The organism is Streptomyces sp. NPDC050418 (genome assembly GCF_044458745.1).
GTDB lineage: Bacteria > Actinomycetota > Actinomycetes > Streptomycetales > Streptomycetaceae > Streptomyces.
This window is the reverse complement of the sequence record NZ_JBITIG010000006.1, coordinates 483,594-505,546: the sequence shown is the minus strand read 5'-3', so window position 1 is coordinate 505,546 and position 21,953 is coordinate 483,594. Positions and strand designations below refer to the sequence as shown.

Annotated in this window: 20 protein-coding genes; 10 read left to right on the top strand and 10 right to left on the bottom strand. The window is 72.4% G+C overall.

Annotated elements, in window-relative coordinates; all coding sequences use genetic code 11:
- Positions 1 to 164 precede the first annotated feature (164 nt).
- Both ACIBI4_RS17585 and ACIBI4_RS17580 read left to right on the top strand, forming a co-directional pair.
- The gene (locus tag ACIBI4_RS17585) at positions 165 to 1,568 is read left to right on the top strand and encodes an aminotransferase class V-fold PLP-dependent enzyme (protein ID WP_399204783.1); all 1,404 of its coding nucleotides are present in this window, start codon (positions 165 to 167) and stop codon (positions 1,566 to 1,568) included.
- 76 nt (positions 1,569 to 1,644) lie between these two features.
- Positions 1,645 to 2,025 (top strand): hypothetical protein, encoded by a 381-nt coding sequence (locus tag ACIBI4_RS17580; RefSeq protein WP_399204782.1) that lies wholly within the window; start codon positions 1,645 to 1,647, stop codon positions 2,023 to 2,025.
- 31 nt (positions 2,026 to 2,056) lie between these two features.
- On the opposite strand, the gene ACIBI4_RS17575 is transcribed toward ACIBI4_RS17580, so the two are convergent.
- The 7 genes from ACIBI4_RS17575 to ACIBI4_RS17545 form a co-directional block, all read right to left on the bottom strand.
- On the bottom strand, positions 2,057 to 3,268 hold the full coding sequence (locus ACIBI4_RS17575) for a glycerate kinase (RefSeq protein WP_399204781.1): 1,212 nt from the start codon (positions 3,266 to 3,268) through the stop codon (positions 2,057 to 2,059).
- A 51-nt stretch (positions 3,269 to 3,319) separates the two neighbouring features.
- Complete coding sequence (locus ACIBI4_RS17570; protein WP_399204780.1) at positions 3,320 to 4,738, bottom strand: SLC13 family permease; 1,419 nt, start codon at positions 4,736 to 4,738, stop codon at positions 3,320 to 3,322.
- An 86-nt stretch (positions 4,739 to 4,824) separates the two neighbouring features.
- Positions 4,825 to 5,490 carry a response regulator transcription factor gene (locus ACIBI4_RS17565; RefSeq protein WP_399204779.1) on the bottom strand — a complete coding sequence of 222 codons (666 nt, stop codon included), beginning with the start codon at positions 5,488 to 5,490 and terminating at the stop codon, positions 4,825 to 4,827.
- Positions 5,487 to 6,989 carry an ATP-binding protein gene (locus ACIBI4_RS17560; RefSeq protein ID WP_399204832.1) on the bottom strand — a complete coding sequence of 501 codons (1,503 nt, stop codon included), beginning with the start codon at positions 6,987 to 6,989 and terminating at the stop codon, positions 5,487 to 5,489. Before ACIBI4_RS17560 ends, ACIBI4_RS17565 begins: the two co-directional genes overlap by 4 nt.
- Positions 6,940 to 7,248, bottom strand: coding sequence for a small hydrophilic protein (locus ACIBI4_RS17555; RefSeq protein WP_399204778.1), 309 nt, complete (start codon positions 7,246 to 7,248; stop codon positions 6,940 to 6,942). The genes ACIBI4_RS17560 and ACIBI4_RS17555 overlap by 50 nt, the downstream gene beginning before the upstream one ends.
- A 108-nt stretch (positions 7,249 to 7,356) precedes the next feature.
- Positions 7,357 to 7,638 (bottom strand): Lrp/AsnC family transcriptional regulator, encoded by a 282-nt coding sequence (locus ACIBI4_RS17550; RefSeq protein WP_399204777.1) that lies wholly within the window; start codon positions 7,636 to 7,638, stop codon positions 7,357 to 7,359.
- Positions 7,635 to 8,387, bottom strand: coding sequence for a rhomboid family intramembrane serine protease (locus ACIBI4_RS17545; RefSeq protein WP_399204831.1), 753 nt, complete (start codon positions 8,385 to 8,387; stop codon positions 7,635 to 7,637). The genes ACIBI4_RS17550 and ACIBI4_RS17545 overlap by 4 nt, the downstream gene beginning before the upstream one ends.
- Before the next feature lie 339 nt (positions 8,388 to 8,726).
- On the opposite strand from ACIBI4_RS17545, the gene ACIBI4_RS17540 reads away from it, so the two are divergent.
- The 5 genes from ACIBI4_RS17540 (at position 8,727) to ACIBI4_RS17520 (ending at position 14,448) form a co-directional block, all read left to right on the top strand.
- Positions 8,727 to 8,966, top strand: coding sequence for a hypothetical protein (locus tag ACIBI4_RS17540; RefSeq protein ID WP_093609527.1), 240 nt, complete (start codon positions 8,727 to 8,729; stop codon positions 8,964 to 8,966).
- 33 nt (positions 8,967 to 8,999) lie between these two features.
- Positions 9,000 to 10,346, top strand: a complete 1,347-nt coding sequence (locus tag ACIBI4_RS17535; RefSeq protein WP_399204776.1) for an NYN domain-containing protein — start codon at positions 9,000 to 9,002, stop codon at positions 10,344 to 10,346.
- Positions 10,347 to 10,648: 302 nt separating this feature from the next.
- Positions 10,649 to 11,674, top strand: coding sequence for an NlpC/P60 family protein (locus tag ACIBI4_RS17530; protein WP_399204775.1), 1,026 nt, complete (start codon positions 10,649 to 10,651; stop codon positions 11,672 to 11,674).
- A 473-nt stretch (positions 11,675 to 12,147) separates the two neighbouring features.
- Positions 12,148 to 13,182, top strand: a complete 1,035-nt coding sequence (locus ACIBI4_RS17525) for an NlpC/P60 family protein (RefSeq protein WP_399204774.1) — start codon at positions 12,148 to 12,150, stop codon at positions 13,180 to 13,182.
- A 75-nt stretch (positions 13,183 to 13,257) separates the two neighbouring features.
- The gene (locus tag ACIBI4_RS17520) at positions 13,258 to 14,448 is read left to right on the top strand and encodes a nuclear transport factor 2 family protein (RefSeq protein ID WP_399204773.1); all 1,191 of its coding nucleotides are present in this window, start codon (positions 13,258 to 13,260) and stop codon (positions 14,446 to 14,448) included.
- 54 nt (positions 14,449 to 14,502) lie between these two features.
- On the opposite strand, the gene ACIBI4_RS17515 is transcribed toward ACIBI4_RS17520, so the two are convergent.
- Complete coding sequence (locus ACIBI4_RS17515; protein ID WP_399204772.1) at positions 14,503 to 15,030, bottom strand: PadR family transcriptional regulator; 528 nt, start codon at positions 15,028 to 15,030, stop codon at positions 14,503 to 14,505.
- 106 nt (positions 15,031 to 15,136) lie between these two features.
- Here ACIBI4_RS17515 and ACIBI4_RS17510 point away from each other — a divergent pair, with 106 nt between their 5' ends.
- A complete protein-coding gene (locus ACIBI4_RS17510) occupies positions 15,137 to 16,474 on the top strand; it encodes an MATE family efflux transporter (RefSeq protein WP_399204771.1) in 1,338 nt (445 codons plus the stop codon).
- Here the strand turns inward: ACIBI4_RS17510 and ACIBI4_RS17505 are convergent.
- Positions 16,438 to 17,706 (bottom strand): glycosyltransferase 87 family protein, encoded by a 1,269-nt coding sequence (locus ACIBI4_RS17505; RefSeq protein WP_399204770.1) that lies wholly within the window; start codon positions 17,704 to 17,706, stop codon positions 16,438 to 16,440. The genes ACIBI4_RS17510 and ACIBI4_RS17505 overlap by 37 nt on opposite strands.
- Before the next feature lie 122 nt (positions 17,707 to 17,828).
- Here ACIBI4_RS17505 and ACIBI4_RS17500 point away from each other — a divergent pair, with 122 nt between their 5' ends.
- Positions 17,829 to 18,971, top strand: coding sequence for a glycosyltransferase family 4 protein (locus ACIBI4_RS17500; RefSeq protein ID WP_399204769.1), 1,143 nt, complete (start codon positions 17,829 to 17,831; stop codon positions 18,969 to 18,971).
- A 60-nt stretch (positions 18,972 to 19,031) separates the two neighbouring features.
- Here ACIBI4_RS17500 and ACIBI4_RS17495 read toward each other — a convergent pair whose 3' ends face one another.
- Positions 19,032 to 20,825 carry an AMP-dependent synthetase/ligase gene (locus ACIBI4_RS17495; RefSeq protein ID WP_399204768.1) on the bottom strand — a complete coding sequence of 598 codons (1,794 nt, stop codon included), beginning with the start codon at positions 20,823 to 20,825 and terminating at the stop codon, positions 19,032 to 19,034.
- A gap of 312 nt (positions 20,826 to 21,137) precedes the next feature.
- On the opposite strand from ACIBI4_RS17495, the gene ACIBI4_RS17490 reads away from it, so the two are divergent.
- Positions 21,138 to 21,899: a metallophosphoesterase gene (locus ACIBI4_RS17490; protein ID WP_399204767.1), complete on the top strand. Its 762-nt coding sequence runs from the start codon at positions 21,138 to 21,140 to the stop codon at positions 21,897 to 21,899.
- Positions 21,900 to 21,953: the final 54 nt, after the last annotated feature.

Sequence of the window (21,953 nt, the reverse complement as noted above, 5' to 3'; positions counted from 1 at the left end):
CAGGGGTCCTGGTTTTCGAGGGAGCAGTCTCGTGAGCAAGCGAATGCGATAGGGCGAATCCGCCCCACTTCCGCGCACCTCTTTTCCTTCATCACTTGCGCCCTCCGTGCATTGTTCCGGAGCCGCCGCGCAGTGAATTCGCCTGCCTCATACGGGAGTTCGCCATGTCCGCGTACCTGAACACCGCCGCCACCGCCCTCGAAGCCTCGGCCGACGCCGACCCGGCCTGTTCCGGGCCGCTCCCCGTCCTCGGCCGCGATGTCCGCGTCCCCCTGGTCACCGGCGGCGAAGTCACCTACGCCGCGCTCGACTACGCCGCCAGCGCGCCCGCCCTGCAGCGGGTCTGGGACGACGTGGCCGCGTACGCCCCGTACTACGGGTCCGTGCACCGGGGCGCCGGCTACCTCTCGCAGCTCTCCACCGACCTGTTCGAGAACGCGCGGCGCACCGTCGAGGAGTTCCTCGACTGCCGTGACGACGACCAGGTGGTCTTCACCCGGTCGACCACCGACTCGCTGAACCTGCTGGCCCAGACGCTGCCCGCCGACTGCCAGGTGTTCGTCTTCGAGACCGAGCACCACGCGTCGCTGCTGCCCTGGCGCGATGCCCGCGTCACCTACCTCAACGCGCCCCGTACGCCGGGTGAGGCCGTCCAGACCCTGGAGCGCGCCCTCGCCGACCGCGACCCCTACGGCCCCGCGCTCGTGTGCGTCACCGGAGCGTCCAATGTCACCGGTGAGCTCTGGCCGGTGCGCGAGCTGGCGGCGGCCGCTCACGCGCACGGTGCGCGCATCGTGCTCGACGCCGCCCAGCTCGCGCCCCATCACCCCGTCTCCGTACAGGAGCTGGACGTCGACTGGGTGGCGTTCTCCGGCCACAAGCTGTACGCGCCCTTCGGCTCAGGGGTGCTCGCCGGACGGGCCGACTGGCTGCAGGACGCCGAGCCGTACCTCGCGGGCGGCGGCGCGTCCAAGTCGGTCGCGCGGCGCACCGACGGCGGTGTGGACGTCGAGTGGCACACCACGGCGGCGCGGCACGAGGCGGGTTCGCCGAACGTGATCGGTGCCTACTCGATCGCGTCCGCGTGCAAGGCGCTCACCGAGGCGGGCTTCGACACGCTCGTCGCGCGCGAGCAGGAGCTGATCGCCCGTGTGCGCACCGGGCTCGCCGAGGTTCCGCAGGTCAAGGTGCTCTCGCTGTTCGGTGACGACGCCCCGCGCGTCGGTGTGATCTCCTTCGTCGTCGAGGGCTGGAACAGCTCGCACTTCGCCGCGGCGCTTTCCGCCGAGTACGGCATCGGGGTGCGCGACGGTCTGTTCTGCGCCCACCCGCTGGTCCGCACGCTGCTCGGCAGCGACCCGCAGGAGCAGGGCGAGTGCGGTGCGCCGGAGGCGGCGCCCGGCGAGAAGTCGCTCAACGCGATCCGGGTGAGCTTCGGCGCCGGGACGCCCGACGAGCATGTGGAGCGATTCGTGCGGGCCGTCGCCGGGCTTGTGCGGGACGGGGCGCGCTGGAACTACCGCACGCAGGACGGGCGTTGTGTTCCGGACACGTCCGGCGCCGCGTAAGCGCTGCCCCTGATCTCCCACCGGCAACCGCCGTACCATCTTGCTCACGGCGGTGGGCATCGGACGGGGGAGCACGGTGGACGAGCTGCTGGAGTCGGATCCGCGCCGGATCGGGCCGTACGAGGTGATCGGGCGGCTCGGCGGCGGGGGCATGGGCGAGGTGTTCTACGCCCGGTCGCGCGCGGGGCACGAGCTGGCCGTGAAGGTGGTGCGGGCCGAGCACGCGGCGGACCGCACATTCCGTGCGCGCTTCCGGCACGAGGTGCGGGCCGCGCAGTCCGTGGGCGGTACCGGGACGCACACCGCGCGGGTCCTCGACGCCGACACCGAGTGCGAACGGCCGTGGATGGCCACGGAGTTCGTGGACGGTCCGAATCTGCGGGACGCGGTGCTCGACCACGGTGCGCTGTCCGAACGCCTGGTGCTGCGGCTCGCGGCGGTCGATCTGCCGGAGTGAGCGGTGGGTGCACCGGCTCGCCTGACTCCCCTCACGCCGCCGCCCTCAACTGCGCCCCCAGCACCACCATCCGCAGCGCCCGCTCGGTCGCGTCCGTGAGGAACTCCGCGCCCCTGCCCAGGGCTTCGGGCAGGGAGACCGGGGCCGGGAGGATGGACGAGTAGGCGTCGACGCCCGAGGCGTGGATGTGGTGGGCGCCCTCGCCGATCGTGCCCGCGAGGACCAGGACCGGGCGGTCGGCGAGCTTGGCGCGGCGGGCGACCTCCGCGGGGACCTTGCCGCGCGGGCTCTGGTGGTCGAGCGCGCCCTCGGCCGTGACGACCAGGTCGGCGCGGGCCAGACGGGCGTCCAGGTCCAGATGGTCGAGGAGGACCTCGAAGCGGGGCAGGAGGCGGGCGCCGAGCGCCGCGAGGCCGGCGCCCAGGCCGCCCGACGCGCCGGTACCCGGGCCCTCCCGCAGGTCAAGGTCGCACGGCAGATCCCGCTCCAGGGCGCTCGCCCAGCGGTCCATCGCCTCGGACAGCTCCTCCACCTGCCGCGGTGTGGCGCCCTTCTGCGGGCCGAAGACCCGCGCGACCCCGCGTTCGCCGCACAGGATGTTGAACGGGTTGCAGGCGACCTTGAGTTCGGTGTCCTTCAGGCGCGGGTCGAGGCCGCTCGTGTCGATGCGGTGGAGTGCGCGCAAGGCGCTGCCGCCGTACGGGAGTTCACGCCCGTCCGCGTCGAGCAGCCGCGCCCCGAGCGCCTGCAGCGCACCGGCGCCCCCGTCCGACGTACCGGAGTCGCCGCAGCCGACGAGGATCCGGCGCACACCGTCGTCGAGCGCGGCGCGGATCAGCTGCCCGACGCCGTACGTGGTGGTGGCACCCGGGTCGCGCAGCGTCGGCGGCACCAGCGAGAGACCCGCGACGGCGGCCATCTCGACCACGGCCGTGTCCGGGCCCGGGGCCTGTGTCGGAAGTGGCGTCTGACCCGCGACGTCCGGCACAGGCCCCAGCAACGCGTAGTGGGTGTCGACGGGGTGGCCGACCGGGCCGGTGGCCGTGGTGTGCACGAGCCGTCCGCCCGGGGACGCGGCGGCGAGCGCGGCGGCGGTGCCCTCGCCGCCGTCCACCAGCGGGATCAGATCGATGGCGGCCGCGGGCACGACGCGCCGTACCCCCGCGGCGATGGCCTCGGCGGCGGCGTGCGCGGAGAGGGACTCCTTGAAGCCGCTGGGGGCGATGGCGATACGGGTCAGCATGGGAACTCCAAGGGGCAGTAGGTGAGTTGGCGGTTCATACGGGTCCTCGGGTCACGGGGCGAGTACCGGGACGCCGAGCAGAGGCCAGACCGCCAGCGCGAACGCGAGGACCAACAGGGCGGTCAGGGGGGCCAGCGCGGCCGAGAGACGCAGGAGGTCGCGCGGGGTGTAGGTCGGGGTGCCGGGGATGTCGGCGAAGAGCGTGACCGGCTTCGCGGAGGCCGGGAGCGTGTGGCAGAAACCCGCGGCCGCCGTCGAGGCGAGCGCGGCCGCCACCGGGTTGACGCCCGCGCCCACCGCGGCGATCACGACCAGCGGCACCAGGACCGAGGAGCGGGCCGAGCGGGACTGCAGGACGAGGTGCGCGGCTGTGCTGACGACGATGACGAAGGCGAGGAACGCGACCGGCGAGAGACCCGCGGGCAACCCGTCGACCAGCCACTTCGCCGCGCCCGAGTCGGCGAGCGCGACACCCATCGCCATCGTGGCCGCCATGAAGAGCAGCAGCGACCACGGCACGGTCTTGAGAGCGTCCTTGAGGCGTACGGTGCCGAGGGCCGGCGAGGACGCGACCACCGCGCCGATCAACGCGACCACCGCGGGCGGCACTTGGTGCAGCGGCTCGCTGCACCACAGCAGCACCACCGTGCCGAGCAGCAGCGCGCAACGGGTCTCCTCCGTGGTCAGCGGACCCGTGACCGGGCGTTCGCTGTGCTCCTGGAGCTGCTCGGCCGTGATCCGCACCGGCGCCTCGCGGTCCTCGCGCCGTGTCATCGTCCACAGGACGGCCTCGGCGGCCAGATGCGAGGACGCGACCGCGAGCGGCAGGCCGAGGAGCAGCCACTGGGTGAAGCCGATCTGCTCGCCCGTCGCCTCGAACAGGACGTTCACCGTGATGAGATGCGCGCCGGCGCCGATCAGCGTCGCGACCGCCGACAGCAGGATCACGGTCGGGAAGAGCAGCGCCAGCATCACGACGAGCCGCCGCCGGTCGGCGAGCACCTTCGCGAGCGCCAGGAAGACGGGCAGCGCGAGGGCCGCGCGGCCGGAGGTGGCCGGGACGGCGAAGGCCGTGACGACCAGCGCCGCGGTCGTCAGATGCGTCAACTGCCGTACGCTGCGTGCCCCGCTGACCAGGAACGCCGCCGCCCGCCCCGCCAGGCCCGTGCGGGCCACGGCGGCCGCGAGGACGAACGCGCAGATCAGCAGCCAGACCGTCTCGTCGCCGAGCGTCCCGAACAGCGTCTCGCTGCTGATCACCCCGGTCGCCGTGAGCGCGAGGCCGGCGCCGAGCGCGATGTATGTGTCGTCGATCGGCGTGCCGATCCACGCACAGGTCGCCAGGGCGAACACCGCGAGGGTCAGCCGGGCCTCTCCGGTCAGGGACGGGAGGTTGCCCGGCACGAGCAGCAGCGCGCAGATGCTGAGCGCCACGATCAAGGTGGCTGTTTGCCGTACGTTCAGGGTCACGCAGTACAGCGTTGCGAGCGGCGGTGAGTGCTCAATGAGTCCTGGATGAAGGAAAGTTCACCGAAGAGGGCTCGCCCCGCAGGAGGTCAGGCCCCCGGCAGCCGGTACCCCATCCCGCGCACCGTCTCGACGTGCGCCGCCCCGAGCTTCTTGCGCAGGGCCCGTACGTACACGTCCACGATGTTGGACCCGGGGTCGAAGTCGTAACCCCAGACGTGGGAGAGGATCTGCTCGCGCGAGAGCACCTGGCCGGGGTGGCGCAGGAACAGTTCGAGCAGCACGAACTCGCGGGCGGTCAGATCGACCGTACGGCCGTCGGCGCGGGCCCTGCGGGTCCGCAGATCCAGTGTCAGCTCACCGCTCTTGAGTACGGTCACCTCGGGCGCGCGGGCCGCGGTGCGCAGGCGCAGCCGTATCCGCGCGAGCAGCTCCTCGAAGCGGAAGGGCTTCGTCATCCAGTCGTCCGCGCCGCCCTCCAGGCCCGCCACCGTGTCCCGCACCGAGTCGCGGGCGGTGAGCACGATGACGGGGACGGTGACGCGGGCCTCGCGCAGCTGGCGCAGGACCGTGAAACCGTCCTTGCCGGGCAGCCCGATGTCGAGGACCACCAGGTCGTAGCCGCCGGTGACCGCGTAGTCGTAGCCGGTCTCGCCGTCCGGCACGACCGTCGGCGTGAAGCCGTTGGCGCGCAGGCCCTTCTCCACGAAGGAGGCGATGCGTTCCTCGTCCTCGACGATGAGGATGCGGTTCATGGGGAACTTCCTTTTCCGTACGGGTCGTTCAGAGCGAGCGCGAGCACGAACGTGGCGCCGCCCCCGTCGGTCCTGCGCAGCAGCACCCGGCCGCGGTGGCCCTCGGCTATCGCCTTGACGATGGACAGACCGAGTCCGGCCCCGCTGCCCCGGGTCCGTGCCGTGCCGCGCCGGAACCGCTCGAAGATCAGCTCGGTGTCCCCGGGGTGGACTCCACGCCCCGAGTCGGCCACGTACAGCTCGACGCGCGGGCCCTTGGTGCGCGAGCCGATCCGGATCGTCTGCCCCGGGACGGTGTGCTGCACGGCGTTCTGCGCGAGCTGCACCATCGCCTGGGTGACCCGCTGCTCGTCCAGCTCGGCCTCGCAGTCGGCGACTTCGGCGAGCACCCAGTCGCGGTCGCCGAGGGTGCGTGCCTTCACGTAGACGTCGGCGGTGAGTTCGGCGAGCTGCACGGGTCCCGGCGTGATGAAGTCGGGCCGCTCGGCCTTGGCGAGCAGCAGCAGGTCCTCGACGATCCGGCTCATCCGGTCGAGCTCGTCGGTGACGATCCGCATCGTCTCCTCGCGCTCCGCGGGATCGTCCCCCATCACTTCCAGATGGCCGCGCACGATGGTGATGGGCGTGCGCAGTTCGTGGCCCGCGTCGTCCACGAACTGGCGCTGGGCCGCGAAGGCCCGTTCGAGCCGGTCCAGCATCCCGTTGAACGTCTCGGCGAGCGCGGCCACGTCGTCCTTGCCCTGCACGGGGATCCGCCGGGTCAGATCCTGCTCGGTGAGCTGCGCGGCCGCCGTGCGCACCAGGCGTACGGGCTTGAGGATGCGGCCCGCGACCACCCAGCCGATGCCGGTGGTCATCAGGAGCGCGACCCCGGATATCGCAAGCAGCACCCGGAAGACCATGTCGGCCTTCTCCTGCTCGGCGCCCGGGTGGAAGGCCACCACGAACGCCCCGTCGGTCACCGAGCCCTTGAGGCCGACCTCGACCTTGGCCCAGCGGATCTCGCCCGTGGGGCGGTGCAGGGTGCCGGAGGTCTCGGAGGAGTCGAAGATCTGCCGGCGCGCGGCGGGGTCCTCGTGCAGCGGCAGCGTCACGTCGATCGTGCGCGGCTGCCACCGTTTGGCCGGGCCCTGACCGCCGTCACGGGCGATCAGGCCGATCAACTCCTCGTCCGGGTCGGCGTACTGGCGCTCCAGGAACACTTCGAGGAGCCGGGTGGTGTCGGTGAAGCGCTTCCCGGTGTTCGGGTCGATGCCCTGGGACACGAAGTTCGAGAACTCGTTCGCCTCCTGGCTGAGCAGCTTCGCCACCCGCTGGTCCACGTCCCGCAGCAGGATCGAGCGGGTCGTGGCCGCGACGGAGGCCAGCGCCACCGCCATCACCAGGAGCAGCCACAACAGGATGCGGACCCGGGCGGAGACCCGGCGGGGTGCGGGCTCCGTCGCGGCGTCAGCCGTCGTCGCCTTCGCGGGCATCGTCCCCCGTACCCCGGTCGTCATCGTCATCGTCGTCGTCCACCGGCGGGCGGGAGACGGCTTCGTCGCTCGGTTCACCGCTCGGTGTGCCGTCCGTCGCGGACGGGCTCGGGCCCGTGGTCGGAGTCGTCTCCGGGGTGGGCGAACCGCTGTGGTCGAGCTCGACCTTGGGCGGGACCTTGGGCGTCTCGGAACTGTCGGTCAGTGCGTAGGAGGTCGCCGCGATCCCCAGAGGGATCGCCACGACGGCGGCCAGGGTCGCGATGCGCTGGGAGAAAGCCATGCCCTCAGCGTGCGCGCGCGACCCCGCGCGCCGGATGAGCCGCAGATGAAGAAGTCCTCATCCGCGGCCGGGCAGTTGCCGCCCGACGGGCCGGCGGCCGCGTGGACGTCAGTTGTCGAGGCCGATGGCGAACGCGGCCTCCAGGTCGTGCTGCGAGTACGTACGGAACGCCACGTGCGTGTCGGTCGCCTCGACGCCCGGGATCTTGCTGATCCGGCCGGGGATGACATCCGCGAGGTTCTCGTGCTGGGCCACCCGCACCATCGCGATGAGGTCGTACGTCCCCGTCACCGAGAAGACCTCGGAGACGCTGTCGAGGGCGGCGATGGACTCGGCGATCTCCGGGATCCGGTCCACGCTGGTCTTGATGAGCACGATCGCGGTGATCACGGCTGGCTGTCTCCCTCGGTGGCCGGCGCCCTGTGCCCGGCGGGCCCCTTCACCTTAGTCGTACGCGATCCCGGGCGGTCCTCGCGTGCGTAGCGGCCCCACGCGTACAGGAAGCCCAGCGCGAACCCGGCGAGATGCGCCAGATACGCGACCCCGGGACCGCTCTCCTCGCGCCGCGAGGCGAGCCACTGCAGTGCCACCCAGAACGGCAGTACGACCCAGGCCGGGAAGCGCAGGGGCAGGAAGAACAGGAACGGCAGCAGGCTGGTGACCCGCGCCTTCGGGAACAGCTTCAGGAACGCGCCGAGCACCGCGGAGATCGCCCCGGAGGCCCCCACGAGGGTCTGCTCGGAGCCCGCGTTCGCCAGCGCGTACACGAACAGCGCCAGGGCGCCGCAGCCCACGTAGAACACGGCGAACTGCAGATGCCCGAGCCGCTCCTCGACCATGCCCCCGAACACGTACAGGAAGAGCATGTTGCCGAGCAGATGAAGCCAGCTGCCGTGCACGAACAGGGCCGTCACGGGGGTGATCGCCGCGCGCGGCGCGCCGCTGAGCAGTTCGGCCGGGATCACGCCCCAGCGCGCGAAGAACGCGCGCTGCGCGGCGAGCAGCGTGTCACCGGTCCCGTACGCGGGGTTGAGGCCCGAGGCGGGCGAGAGGACGAAGACCGCGCAGCACAGGACGATGAGGCCGTACGTGACCACGGGGCCGTGGCCCGCGAGGACCCGGGTGGCCGAGGTGCGCATGGTCCGGGCGATCTCCCCGCTCCTGTTGATCATGTGCAGATACTGACGGAACCGGACCAATCCGCATAGACCGCCTCGCCGCTCCGGGGGCGTCCGCGCGGCCGCCTGGCAGGCCGTAGGGTTGTAGAGCCTGTTTCCTGACCCCCGCCTGCGCCCCGACGCCCGGCACGCACTCTCGGCGCACGGCGCCCCAGGACCGGTGGCTCCGCCACAGGACCTGGAACGCCGCACGCCGAGAGCACGCACCGAACGCCGCTGCGCCGTCCTCCGGACGAACGACGGGGGTCAGGAAACAGGCTCTACGGCCGAGTAATGCCACCTGAAAGGCGCCCTGCCACCATGACGGTTCCCCTGCCGACCGCCGAGACCCGCTGGCGCTGCACGCTCTGCGGCAATCTGACCCGTTTCGACGTGACGCGTTCCTCGAAGGTAGTGGAATACGTGCATCTCGACCTGGCCGGTGAGCCGAAGGTGGAGGAGCGTGAGGTGGTCAGTGAGACCATCGAGTCGGTGCGCTGCCGCTGGTGCAACGCGCAGGACCAGGTCGAGCTGGTCGACAGGCCGGGCGCGGGCTCCTGAGGAGTACCGCACCCTCGGACTTTGGGGTGACGGATGGTGGAGAACCAGGGCGGGGAGCCGGACGACGGCGCCGCTGAGGTGCTCGACCGCCCGCTGCCCGAAGGGGTGCGGCGCCGCGTCGTCGCGCTCACCTCGGAGGGCTTCGGCTCCCTGACGATGGCCGAACTGCCCGCGCAGCTGCGCCAGTACGCGCGGTTCACACCGTCGCGGCGGCTGAAGTTCGCGGGCAACGCGATGGCTTCCGCCCTGGAGTCCGACGCGCTGTTCCGTCAGCGCATCGGCGAGCGGTTCAAGGAGGCGCAGCCCGAGCTGGCCGGCGCCCTCGAATCCGGCTCGCCGCCGCCCGCCGCCGACCCGCTCGACGTGGCGGCCGCCGCGTATGTGCTGCGTCCCGCGGGCTGGGTCAAGCTGGTCACCGCCGCCGGCGAGGAGGCGCAGCGCGCCGAGTCCGAGCGGGCCGGCGAGGAGACCAAGGCCGAACTGGAGCGCCTCAAGGCCGAACTGGCCGCCGCGCAGGAGCACACGAAGGCCGAGAACGAGCGGCTGCGCTGCGAGGTCGACACGGCCCGCAAGGAGGCCGAGTCGCTGCAGCGCAAGCTGCGCAGCGCGCTCAGTGATGTGAAGCGGGGCGAGGCCGCGCTGCGCAAGGCGCAAGGCGAGCACGAGGCGCAGCGCGCCGAGTCCCATGCCGCGCAGTCCGCCGCCGAGAGCGAGTCGCGGCGGCTCAAGTCCCGGCTCTCCGAGGCCGAGGCGGCTCTGGAGGCGAGCCGCAAGGCCGTGCGCGAGGGCCGTTCCATCGAGGACATGCGGGTGCGGCTGCTGCTCGACACCGTCCTTGAGTCCGCGCAGGGCCTGCGCCGCGAACTCGCGCTGCCGCCCGTCGACCTGCGGCCCGCCGAGACGGTGGACGCGGTCGAGCCCGGCCGGATGTCACCCAAGGACATCGCGGCCCGCGCCCTGTCCGAGGCCGACCCGGCGATCCTCGATCAGCTGCTCGCGCTGCCCCAGGCGCATCTCGTGGTCGACGGCTACAACGTGACGAAGACCGGCTATCCGACCATGCCCCTGGAGAAGCAGCGGCTGCGGCTGCTCGGCGGTCTGTCCGCGCTCGCCGCCCAGACCGGCGCCGAGGTCACCTGTGTCTTCGACGGGGCGGAGCTGGCCGCGCCCGTGCTGCTCGCGCCGCCGCGCGGGGTGCGGGTGCTGTTCTCCAAGGCCGGCGTGACGGCGGATGAATTGATCCGCCAGCTCGTGCGCGCCGAGCCGCCCGGCCGGCCCGTGACGGTCGTCTCGACGGACCGCGAGGTCGCGGACGGCGTGGCGAAGGCCGGGGCGCGGCCCGTTCCTTCCGTGATGCTCCTCAAGCGGCTGTCGCGCTGAGTAGTGCCCTTCCGCATGGAACGCCGGACTATCGGTGCTCTCGTCAACTCCTGTGACGTATGCCCGATTTGGCGTGACCTTCACACGACGTAGCGTCAATCCCTCATCACTGCACGTGGGTTCTCGGTAAAGAAAACCCTCGGCGGCAGATTTTTTGCTCATCCGGATTTGAACTGATCACAGGAAGGTCACTAAGGTCACGCTCGAACCTTCGCACGGTTGATCACCCATAAGGGGTGGCGGCGGGTTCACCGCCCACCGGCTCGTACGGTAGGCGGCTTGAGGAGAAGGAGCCCGCCTTCGTGGCGTCCCACCGTCGACCCAAGCAGCCGAGCCGCACCCGTGTGACCGTGCTCACCGCGACCGCAGCCGCCGCCGTGGCGCTCACCTCCCAGGCCGCGCAGGCCGACGAGAAGCCCACGAAGAAGGAAGTCAAGGCGAAGGTCGACAAGTTGTACGAGGAGGCCGAGAAGGCCACCGAGAAGTACAACGGCGCCAAGGAGCAGCAGGGCAAGCTCCAGGACGACATCGACGAGATCCAGGACCAGGTCGCCCGCGGCCAGGACGAGCTCAACGACCTGCGCGCGAGCCTCGGTTCGATGGCCAGCGCCCAGTACCGCAGCGGTGGCATCGACCCCACCGTCCAGCTGTTCCTGTCGTCGGACCCCGACACGTACCTGGACAAGGCCTCCACGCTCGACCAGCTGACCTCCAAGCAGGCCGACGCGCTGGACCAGATCCAGGACAAGCAGCGCAGCCTGGCGCAGAAGCGCAAGGAAGCCACGCAGAAGCTGAAGGACCTCGACGAGACGCGCGAGGAACTCGGCAAGAAGAAGAAGGAAGTCCAGGGCAAGCTCGGCGAGGCGCAGAAGCTCCTCAACACCCTGACCGAGAAGGAGCGCGCCGCGCTCGCCGCCGAGGACGCGCGCGCCAGCCGCGCCTCCGGCGACCGCGTCGACCTGGGCAGCGCGCCCAAGGGCTCGAACGTCGCGATGGCCGCCTTCCAGGCCGCCCAGGGCAAGATCGGCACGCCGTACGTCTACGGCGCCTCCGGCCCCGGCTCCTTCGACTGCTCGGGCCTCACCTCGTGGGCCTACGCCCAGGCCGGTGCCTCCATACCCCGGACCTCGCAGGCGCAGGCGAACTACGGCACCCGGATCTCGAAGGCCGACCTCAAGGTCGGCGACCTTGTCATCTTCTACGGCGACCTGCACCACGTCGGCTTCTACGCGGGCAACGGCCAGATCCTGCACGCCCCGAAGCCGGGTGCGGTCGTCCGCTACGAGTCGATCAACAACATGCCGTTCATGTTCGGCGTCCGGATCTGACGCTCCCGGTCCGGTCCTTCGGATCCGCGGGCTCCGCAGCGGAGTCCGTCATGCCCCGAGGGCGCTGACGTGCCCTCCGAACGGGCGAATTCCCGCATAGTGTGCTGACCCCACGCCCCGCCGACGACCTGCGTCGATGGCGGGGCGTCGTGTTGCGCGCGGCGCCGCGGCGGCCGTCGTCGGTGATAGCTTCCGCGTCGTTCGTCCCGGGCCCTGTCGTACGGAGCCGGGGCGGACCTACCGCCGGACGGGCGGGACGTGATGCCTGTGGAGGTCCCGCAGGCCCGGAACCGCGGTTCCGGCAGGGGCCGTTGAAGCGGGAACCCGCCGGGAGCCGTCCGCGCCGCGGACGGCCGACCGGAGGCCCGGACACCTCGCCCGGCGCCGGACGTCCGCACTGCCGCTGATCTCCGGCAGCCCGGCCCGCGACGCGGGGCGGGCGGCAGCGGCAGCAGGAAGGAGAGCCGTACCCCGTGGCGTCGCATCGCCGTTCCGCTCCGTCCGACCGCTTCGGCGGGCTCGGCCGGGGCGCTCGCGTCACCGTCCTCTCCGCGGCCGCGGCCACCGCCGCCGCGGCCCTCACCGCCGCACCGGCCGGCGCCGACCCGGCGGAGCCCGCGGGCACCCGGGCCAAGGTCGACAAGCTCTACGCGCAGGCGGAGCGGGCCACGGAGGCGTACAACAAGGCGGACGAGAAGGCCGGGAAGCTGCGTAAGCAGGTCGACCGCGCCAAGGACCGTCTCGCGAGCGGGCAGGAGCGCATCAACACCATGCGGGGGAAGCTCGGTACGCTCGCCGGGGCCCAGTACCGCTCCGGGGGCATCGACCCGACGCTCGGCCTGATGCTCTCCGAGAGCCCGGCCGGCTATCTGGAGAAGGCGGCCACGCTCGACCGGATCAGCTCACGGCAGGCCGGTGAACTGGCCGGCCTCCAGGAGGCCCAGCGCGCCCTCGCGCAGGAGCGGGACGAGGCGCGGCGCAAGCTGACGCAGCTGGAAGAGGCCCGTACGACCGTGGCGAAGCAGAAGCGGATCGTCACGAAGAAGCTGGCCGAGGCGCGCCGGCTGCTCAACTCCCTTCCGGGCGCCGAGCGGGCCGCCTACGACCGCGCGTCGCGCTCGGGCCGGGACGGCCTGCCTCCGCTCACCGGCGCACCCGCGTCAAGCCGTGCCGCCGCCGCGATCGCCGCGGCCCGGCAGGCGGTCGGACGGCCGTACGTGTGGGGCGCCAACGGACCGAACGGCTTCGACTGCTCCGGTCTGACCCAGTGGGCGTACTCGCAGGCGGGCGTCGGTCTGCCGCGGACCTCGCAGGCGCAGCGGTACGCGGGGCGCCAGGTCTCGCTCGCGGAGGCCCAGCCCGGCGACCTGGTGGCGTACCGCGACGACGCCAGCCACATCGGGATGTACATGGGCAACGGCCAGGTGGTGCACGCGCCGTACCCCGGCGCCCCGGTCCGGTACGACCCGGTCGGGATGATGCCGGTCTCCTCGGTCACGCGGGTCTGACCGTGTCCCGGGCGCCCTTCGCGAGGCGCGATCGTGCGGTCGGGCTCCGGTGATCCGGGCCGTACGATCGTGAACGTGGCTGGTCGAGGGCGTACGAGGGCGTGGGGTGCGGGGGTCGTCGTGACCGCCGTGCTGGCCGGGTGCGGCGGACCGCCCGGTGCGCCCGCCGACAGCCGCGACGTGAAGGCGCTGCTCGACCGGCGGGCCGAGGCGGTGCTGGCCCGGGACGCCGCCGCGTTCCGGGCCACCGAGGCCGACGGGGACGCCGGCGAACTCGACGCCCTGGCCGACGTACCGCTCAGCTCCTGGACGTACGAGCTGACCCGCCTCGTACCCGCGGGCGACGAGGCCACCGCGACCGCGCGGCTGCGCTACCGGATCTCCGGCTACGACGGCGCCCCGGTCACCGCGGACCGCACCCTGAAGCTCCGTCGCGAGGACGGCGCCTGGCGGGTCGCCTCCGACCGGCCCAAGGACAAGACCGCGCAGCAGCTCTGGGAGCAGGGCGAGGTCGAGGCCGTACGGGGCGAGCGCAGCCTCGTACTCGGGGTCGGGCGCGACCCGGCCAAGCTGCGCTCGTACGCCGAACTCGCCGACCGTGCCGTGCCCGCCGTCCAGGAGGTCTGGGGCAAGGGCTGGTCGGGGCGCGTGGTGATCCTCGTACCGGAGTCGCTCGACGCCATGGGAGGGCTGCTCGGCGCGCCGGCCTCCGGCTACCAGGGCATCGCGGCCGTGACCACCGGCGAGGCGGGCGGCACCGGACGGACGCCCGCGGACCGGATCATCCTCAACCCCGAGGCGTTCGACGAACTCGGCGACTTCGGCAAGCAGGTCGTCCTCACCCACGAGACCACCCATGTCGCCACGCGTTCCGCCACCACCGCGGCCACCCCGCTGTGGCTCTCGGAGGGCCTCGCGGACTGGCTCGGCTACCGCGGTTCCGGACGGACGGCCCAGCAGGCGGCGCCCGAACTGGACCGTGCCCTCGACCGCTCCGAGCCGCCCGTGAAGCTGCCCGCCGACGACGCGTTCGCGTTCTCGAGCGACGCCTCGCGTCTGGCCCAGGCGTACGAGAGCGGCTGGCTGGCCTGCAAGATGGTCGCCGAGCGCTGGGGCGACCGGAAACTCCTGGCGTTCTACCGGGCGGTCGGCGAGCACGACGGGCGCGAGGGCGCGGTCGAGGACGCGCTCGGCGACGTGCTCCGCACGGATCTCGATGCGTTCACGCGGGAGTGGATCGCGTACGTACGGGCCGAGCTGACCTAGCGGTCAGCGGTCAGCGGTCAGCGGTCAACGGTCTGCGGCCTCGGGGCCGGCCGGTCAGGTGGACTCCAGCTCCGCGATGGCCTCGGCGAGCCACTTCTTCTCCGCCGTGCCCGTCGCCCGGGCGATCCGCAGCATGCCCCGGCGGAAGGGGTCCGGCTCGTCCTCCGCCCTGACCGGCTCCCCGCCCTCGTAGAAGAAACTCGCCGGGGCCAGCAGGAACTCCTGCCGCCGGCGCAGGACCGCGATCTGGTCCGCGCGGTCCGGGAGCCGGCCGAGGAAGGCGAGCAGGGTGAAGAAGCGCTGGCCGTCCGTGATGTCCGTGTCCTTCGGCGCGCGCAGCCGCTCGTGCAGCGCCGCCCGGCCCGCGGGGGTGAGCGCGAGGATGCGACGCGGTACCGCGCCTGCGCCCGGCTCGGTGCGCTGATCGAGCTTGCCGGCCTTCACCAGACGGCTGAGCGCGGGGTAGAGCGCGCCGTCGCTGACCGGGCGGACATGGCCGCTCAGGCCCTGGATGCGGGCCTTCAACTCATAGCCGTGCAGGGGCTGTTCGTCGAGGAAGCCCAGGATCGTCAGCTCAAGCACCGTGCGCTCCCCGCTGGTTGTCGGTCGTCGTGACCGTATGATATCTCTCATCGAGGTGCCTCGATTCGAGGTATGCGAGACGGGGCGTGATGGGGCAGGGGGCGCGATGGGGCAGGGGAGCGGTCAGGAGCACAGGAGGCCGAGCGGCCGGAAGCACAGGAAGCGGCTGATCACCCTCGCGTATCCGGTCTACTGCGAACTGCTCGCCTCCGTCGCCGCCGGGATCGTCACGATGATCTGGGTCGCGCGGCTCGGCGGCGCGGCCGTCGCCGCCGTGGCCGTGGCGACCAACGTGGAGAACCTGCTGCTCGGCCTCGCCCTGATCGGCGCATCCGGCACCACGGTCCTGGTGGCGCACGCCCGTGGCGCGCAGGACACGGCCGCGCGGCGGCGGGCGGTCGCGGGCGGCTGGGCGGTGTGCGCGGTGATCGCCCCGGCGGTCGCGCTCTGCGGGTTCCTGCTGCGCGAGCCGATCGCCGCGCTGGTGCTCGGCGGCGCGCCCGGACCCCAAGTCGCGCTCGCGGCAACGTACTTCGCGATCTCGCTGCCCGGCTCCGCCCTGCTCTTCGCGCAGCTCCAGCTCGACGCCGTGCTCAAGGGCGGCGGCGACACCCGCACCCCGATGCGGCTCGCGCTCCTGGCGAACGGGCTGATCCTCGTCCTCGACCCGCTGCTCATCCACGCGTACGGGATCCGCGGCGCCGCCCTCGCCACGGTGCTCGGCCGCGCGGTGGCCCTCGGCTTCGGCCTGCGGGTCCTGCGCCGGCACCGGGCCGGCGGCCCGCGCCCCGCCGTGCTCCGCGCCGCCCTGCGCACGCTGCGGACCGGTCTGCCGATGGGTGCGGACTTCCTGCTGCGGATGGCGGCGACGCTCGCCCTGGTCGGAGTCGTCGGGCGGTTCGGGGTGGCCTCCGTCGCCGCGTACGGGATCGCCACGAAGGCGATGTACGTCGCCACGATGGCGTTCTATGCCGTACGGCAGGCCGCCGCGATCCACACCGCCCACCTGCTCGGTACGGGCCGGGGCGAGCGGGGCGCCGTCGGGCGGCAGACGGTCCTCGTCGCCGGGTCCCTCGGTGCGCTCTTCGCCGCGCTGCTGTGCGCGGGGGCGCCCGGCGTGCTCGCCGTGTTCGGGGCGGAGGCCGAGGCGGCCCGGCAGGGGGCGCTGTTCCTGCGCTGCCTCGGCCCGTATCTCGTCCTGCTCGCCTGCTTCATCGCGCTCGGCGGCGTCCTCGAAGGCGCCGGTCACAGCGCCCGGCTGCTGCGGATCACCGCACTGGGCGCGCTGGTCCAACTCCCGCTCGCGTACGCCCTGTCGGGCCTCGGCCTGGCGGGCGTGGCGCTGGCGATGGGCCTGGCGGCCGCCGTGCAGTGCGCCGCGCTGGCGCTGCTCGTGCGGCGGGTGGGTCAGACGCCCGCGCCGGTCCTCGCGCGCGCCGCCTGAGCCGGCAGCGCGGCGGTCCGCGCGCGGGGTTCGGTGACCGTCTGCCGCCACAGGCGGCGGGCCGCCGACAGTGTGGCCGCCGCAAGCAGGCCGTTGCGTACGGCGAGCAGGGTGATGCCCCAGGGATCGCTGGCCGCGATGTGCGAGAACCAGACGGGGAACTCCATGAACGTCACGGCCGTCGCCGCGAGGGCGAGCAGGGCGGGCCGCCGCATCCGGCTCGTACGGAACACCAGGCAGACCGCGGCCAGACCGACCAGCCACAGCAGATACTGCGGGCTGATCACCCGGCTCGTGGCCGTGAACAGGAGCACCGCGGTGAACGCCGCGTCCGCGGGCGTCGACGGGGCACAGACCCGCGCGCGCAGCCGCCACACCACGAGCCAGCCGAGCGCGAGCACCGACAGGGCCTGGGCGAGGGTGCTGACCAGCGGGACGTACGGGCCGAGGAACTCCACCGAGCCGTAGTTGAGCTGCATCCGGCCCGGCCAGCCGAAGTGGCGGGCGACATGGAAGGGCAGCGCGCCGAGCGACTCGACCTCCGTGCCGCGCTCGCGCTGGAACGTCAGGAAGGCCAGCGCCCCGGGCATCGTCACCGTGAACGCCACGGTCAGCGCGAGCGCCGTCGCGAGCGCCGTGGTCCAGGCGCGGCGCGTGGCGCGGCCGCGGGGCGTGCCGACGAGCAGCAGCGCGGGCCACACCTTCAGGAGCGCGCCGAACGCCACCAGCGCTCCCTGGACGCGGGCGTGCCGGGCGCCCGCGAGCAGGGCGGTGACGGCGACCGCGGTCACGAACAGGTCGTAGCGGGCGTACGCGGTCGGTCCGAGGAGCGGCACCCCGGCCACCCACACCCAGGCCCCCGCCGCCGACTTGCCCGGCCGCCCGGCCGCGTACCGCAGCAGCCCGAGCACGACGGCGTCCGTGAGGAACGCGAGCACGAAGAACGCCGAGGTGTACGCGAGGAACGGCAGCAGTGCGGGGGAGAGGACGGCGAGCGCGGCGGCCGGCGGGTACTGCCATGTGACGTCGTCCAGCGGGAACGTCCCCGTACGCAGAATCTCGAACCAGCTCTGGTAGATCACCTCGACATCGCCCGTGACATCCGGGCCCGGCGCCGTGAACACCTTGAACACCCACAGCAGGAGCAGCGCACGCGTGGGGAGCCAGACGGCCAGGAGGCGGAGCGTCAGGGGGAGTTGAGCGAAGGGAAGGGGTCGCTTTACGGACGTCATGTGTGGCCTTGCCCGGATATGTACAGAGTATGAGCCGTCATGATGCCGCTGCGCATCGGGCCATGGGGTGAGGCGCGACCGTACGCACCGCCGGCTCCTGCGGTCGGCTACTGTCGGCGTCGATGCACAAGACCCTGATCGTCACGAACGACTTCCCGCCCCGCCCCGGCGGCATCCAGGCCTTCCTGCACAACATGGCGCTGCGGCTCGACCCCGAGCAGCTCGTCGTCTACGCCTCCACCTGGAAGCGCGGCCGAGAGGGCGCCGAGGCCACCGCCGCCTTCGACGCGGAGCAGCCCTTCAAGGTCGTCCGCGACCGCACGACGATGCTGCTGCCGACGCCCCGCGTCACCCGCTGCGCCGTCTCGCTGCTCAGGGAACACGGCTGTACGTCGGTGTGGTTCGGCGCCGCCGCGCCCCTCGGCCTGATGGGCGGGGCGCTGCGCAAGGCGGGTGCCACACGCCTGGTGGCCACGACACACGGGCACGAGGCGGGCTGGGCCCAGCTGCCCGCCTCCCGTCAACTGCTGCGCAGGATCGGCGAGTCCACGGACACGATCACGTACCTCGGCGAGTACACCCGCTCCCGTATCGCCGCCGCGCTCACCCCCGAGGCGGCCGCGCGGATGGTCCAACTGCCGCCCGGCGTCGACGAGAAGACCTTCCACCCCGGCTCCGGCGGCGCCGAGGTGCGGGCCCGGCTGGGGCTCAGCGAGCGTCCGGTGGTCGTCTGCGTGTCCCGGCTCGTGCCGCGCAAGGGGCAGGACACCCTGATCGAGGCGATGCCGCTGATCCTGGCGAAGGTGCCGGACGCGGTGCTCCTGATCGTGGGCGGCGGCCCGTACGAGAAGGAGCTGCGCAAGCTCGCGGCCGAGACGGGCGTCGCCGGGTCGGTGCGCTTCACGGGCGCCGTGCCCTGGGGCGAACTGCCCGCGCACTACGGGGCGGGCGATGTCTTCGCGATGCCGTGCCGCACGCGGCGCGGCGGCCTGGACGTCGAGGGCCTCGGCATCGTCTACCTGGAGGCCTCCGCGACCGGGCTGCCGGTCGTCGCAGGCGACTCCGGCGGCGCGCCCGACGCGGTGCTCGACGGCGAGACCGGCTGGGTGGTCCGCGGCGGCTCCCCCGAGGAGTCCGCGGACCGCGTCACGACCCTTCTGCTCGACCCCGAACTGCGGGCCCGGATGGGCGAGCGCGGTCGCGAGTGGGTCGAGGAGAAGTGGCGCTGGGACCTGCTGGCGGAGAAGCTGAAGCAGCTGCTCTGAGGCGTACGCAAAGGGGGCCCGCTCATCGAGCGGGCCCCCTTTGCGTACGCCTTGCGGGGCTCAGCCCCGGTAGATCGCCTCGATCTCGTCGGCGAAGTCCTTCGCCACCACGTTGCGCTTCAGCTTCAGGGACGGCGTCAGATGGCCCGACTCCTCCGTGAACTGCGCGCCGAGGATCCGGACCTTGCGGACCGACTCGGCCTTCGAGACCGCCGCGTTCCCGTCGTCCACCGCGCTCTGGATCGCCGCGAGCAGATCCGCGTCCTCGCGCAGATCGGCCACCGCCGCCGAGGGCTTGCCGTGCTCCGAGGCCCAGCGGCCCAGGAACTCCTCGTCGAGGGTGACGAGGGCGCCCACGAACGGGCGGCCGTCGCCGACCACCATGCACTCGGCGACCAGGGCGTGCGCCCGGATCCGGTCCTCGATCACCGCGGGCGCGACGTTCTTGCCGCCGGCCGTCACGATGATCTCCTTCTTGCGGCCGGTGATCGCGAGGTAGCCGTCCTCGTCGAGCGTGCCGATGTCCCCGGTGTGGAACCAGCCGTCCTCGAGGGCCTCGGCGGTCGCGCCCTCGTTGTTCCAGTAGCCCGCGAACAAGTGCTCGCCGTGCAGCAGGACTTCGCCGTCGTCCGCGATCCGGATCACCGAACCGGGCAGCGGCTGGCCGACCGTGCCGATCTTCTGGCGGTCCCACGGGTTGAAGGCCGTGGCCGCGCAGGACTCGGTGAGACCGTAGCCCTCGAGGACCGTGAAGCCGATGCCCCGGAAGAAGTGACCGAGCCGCTCACCGAGCGGGGCGCCGCCGGAGATCGCGTACTCGCCGCGGCCGCCGAGCACCGCGCGCAGCTTGCTGTAGACGAGCTTGTCGAACAGCTTGTGCTTCAGCTTGAGGCCGAGCGACGGGCCCGACGGGGCGTCCAGTGCACGGCTGTACGCGATGGCCGTGTCCGCGGCCTTGTCGAAGATCTTGCCCTTGCCGTCGGCCTGCGCCTTGGCACGCGCCGAGTTGTAGACCTTCTCGAAGACGCGCGGCACGCCGAGGATCAGCGTCGGCCGGAAGGAGGCCAGCTCGTCCGTGAGGTTCTTGATGTCCGGCACATGGCCGAGCTTGATCGGCGCCATCATCGGCGCGACCTGCACCAGGCGCCCGAAGACATGCGCGAGCGGCAGGAACAGGAGCACCGAGCAGTCGCCGGTACGGAACAGGGGGCGAAGGCGCTCCACCACGTTGCCGCACTCCGCGAAGAAGCTGCGGTGGGTGAGCACACAGCCCTTGGGGCGGCCGGTGGTGCCCGAGGTGTAGACGATCGTCGCCGGGTCGTCGGCCTTCGCGACGGCCGAGCGCTCGTCGACGGTCTCGTCGCTCACCGACGTGCCGGAGGCGCGCAGCGCGTCCAGGCCGTCGCCCTCGATCTGCCACATCTCGCGCAGGGCCGGGAGGCGGTCCCGTACGGAGGCGACCGCGGCCGCGTGGGCGTCGAGCTCCACGAAGCAGGCGACCGCGCCCGAGTCGCCGAGGATCCACTGGATCTGCTCGGGTGAGCTGGTCTCGTACACCGGGACCGTGACCGCGCCCGCGCTCCAGATCGCGAAGTCGAGCAGCGTCCACTCGTAGCGGGTACGGGACATCAGACCGACCCGGTCGCCCGGGTTCACCCCGGCGGCGATCAGGCCCTTGGCGGCGGCGCGCACCTCGGCGAGGAAGTCTCTGGCGGTGACATCGGTCCAGGTGCCGTTCACCTTGCGGCCGATCACGGCCACGTCGGGATGCTGTGCGGCGTTGCGATGGACGATGTCGGTCAGATTGCCGTCCGCAGGGACCTCGTAAAGGGCCGGAAGGCTGAACTCGCGCAAGACTGCTGCTCCTCATAGGGCGCCGGCGCCACGACGGTGTGTGCTGCGACGGTGCGGTCCAAGATCGGGCAGGTGCTCTCCGCATTGGGGGTACGTGGAGCACAACTGGACTGCCCGGACGTTACCCACCGGTACGGGCTCTCCGATAGGGGGTCCGGGCCAGATGTACGCTGCGTCACACGACAAGGCTGTGCAGTTCGCACAGTAGTCGACCCCTCCGGCGACTCGGAAGTAACCGCAGGTCCGGTGGGGGTTCGGGAGAGAAGCGGGGCGCTCTACCCCTGCGCGGACCGGAGTTCTAGGGTGATCGGCATGCGTGTGCATGTGGTCAGCGACGTTCACGGCAACACCGAGGCCCTCGCCCGCGCCGGAAACGGCGCGGACGCCCTGGTCTGCCTCGGTGACCTGGTGTTGTTCCTCGATTACGCCGACCACTCGCGCGGCATCTTCCCCGACCTCTTCGGCCGCGAGAACGCCTCGCGCATCGTCGAGCTGCGCACCGCCCGCCGCTACGAGGAGGCCCGCGCCTTCGGCGCCTCGCTCTGGCAGGGGATCGACCGGGGCGCGGCCATCGAGAGCGCCGTACGCAGGCAGTACGCCGAGATGTTCGCGGCCTTCCCGACCCCGACGTACGCCACGTACGGCAATGTCGACATCCCGGGCCTGTGGAAGGAGTACGCGGGCCCGGGCACGACCGTCCTCGACGGCGAACGCGTCGAGATCGGCGGCCTCGTCTTCGGCTTCGTCGGCGGCGGCCTCAAGTCGCCCATGCGCACGCCGTACGAGATCAGCGACGAGGAGTACGCGGCGAAGATCGAGGCGGTCGGCGAGGTGGACGTGCTGTGCACGCACATCCCGCCGGAGGTGCCCGAGCTCGTCTACGACACCGTGGCGCGGCGCTTCGAGCGCGGCAGCGTCGCGCTCCTCGACGCGATCCGGCGCACCAAGCCGCGGTACGCGCTCTTCGGACACGTCCACCAGCCGCTGGTGCGGCGGATGCGGATCGGGGTCACGGAGTGCGTGAATGTGGGCCACTTCGCCGGGTCGGGGCGGCCGTGGGCGCTGGAGTGGTGAGGCGCGCGCGGGCTCGTGTCCCACGGGTCGAGGCGGCTGCCACCGCGCCGCACG

What these genes read in the sequence shown, in the direction of transcription:
- ACIBI4_RS17540 (WP_093609527.1), top strand. Translation starts at nt 8,727, where the DNA reads ATGACGGTTCCCCTGCCGACCGCCGAGACCCGCTGGCGCTGCACGCTC.
- ACIBI4_RS17505 (WP_399204770.1), bottom strand. Translation starts at nt 17,706, where the DNA reads ATGACGTCCGTAAAGCGACCCCTTCCCTTCGCTCAACTCCCCCTGACG.
- ACIBI4_RS17560 (WP_399204832.1), bottom strand. Translation starts at nt 6,989, where the DNA reads ATGACGACCGGGGTACGGGGGACGATGCCCGCGAAGGCGACGACGGCT.
- ACIBI4_RS17500 (WP_399204769.1), top strand. Translation starts at nt 17,829, where the DNA reads ATGCACAAGACCCTGATCGTCACGAACGACTTCCCGCCCCGCCCCGGC.
- ACIBI4_RS17545 (WP_399204831.1), bottom strand. Translation starts at nt 8,387, where the DNA reads ATGCGCACCTCGGCCACCCGGGTCCTCGCGGGCCACGGCCCCGTGGTC.
- ACIBI4_RS17490 (WP_399204767.1), top strand. Translation starts at nt 21,138, where the DNA reads ATGCGTGTGCATGTGGTCAGCGACGTTCACGGCAACACCGAGGCCCTC.
- ACIBI4_RS17555 (WP_399204778.1), bottom strand. Translation starts at nt 7,248, where the DNA reads ATGGCTTTCTCCCAGCGCATCGCGACCCTGGCCGCCGTCGTGGCGATC.
- ACIBI4_RS17535 (WP_399204776.1), top strand. Translation starts at nt 9,000, where the DNA reads ATGGTGGAGAACCAGGGCGGGGAGCCGGACGACGGCGCCGCTGAGGTG.
- ACIBI4_RS17510 (WP_399204771.1), top strand. Translation starts at nt 15,137, where the DNA reads ATGGGGCAGGGGAGCGGTCAGGAGCACAGGAGGCCGAGCGGCCGGAAG.
- ACIBI4_RS17585 (WP_399204783.1), top strand. Translation starts at nt 165, where the DNA reads ATGTCCGCGTACCTGAACACCGCCGCCACCGCCCTCGAAGCCTCGGCC.
- ACIBI4_RS17575 (WP_399204781.1), bottom strand. Translation starts at nt 3,268, where the DNA reads ATGCTGACCCGTATCGCCATCGCCCCCAGCGGCTTCAAGGAGTCCCTC.
- ACIBI4_RS17565 (WP_399204779.1), bottom strand. Translation starts at nt 5,490, where the DNA reads ATGAACCGCATCCTCATCGTCGAGGACGAGGAACGCATCGCCTCCTTC.